The 287-nt window shown below is 44.6% G+C and carries 1 protein-coding gene; it reads left to right on the top strand.

Going from position 1 to position 287, the window contains the following annotated elements:
- Window positions 1-287: aminotransferase class I/II-fold pyridoxal phosphate-dependent enzyme (locus tag HC175_RS23250; protein ID WP_168140108.1), on the top strand; the 287-nt coding region annotated here is incomplete at both ends.

The following is a 287-nucleotide window of genomic DNA, read 5'->3' as shown; positions in this document are numbered from 1 at the left end:
AAAACAATCTTTAGCCAATGTTGCAATGGTGATGTTAAATCCCGGGGATGAAGTGATCTTACCTTGTCCTTATTGGGTAAGCTATGCCGAAATAGTAAAACTTGCAGAAGGTGTGCCCGTTGAAGTTCCCACCTCTGTGGAATCTGATTTTAAGATGACTCCGCAGCAGCTGGAAGCTGCTATAACTCCCAAAACCAGAATGCTTTGGTACAGTTCTCCTTCCAATCCCAGTGGGATGGTATACAGCAAGGAAGAATTACGTGCTTTGGCAGATGTGCTGGTGAAAC

It is taken from the genome of Salinimicrobium oceani (assembly GCF_012037645.1).
Note: the sequence above shows the minus strand (reverse complement) of the source record. Positions and strands in the feature narration are given on the sequence as shown.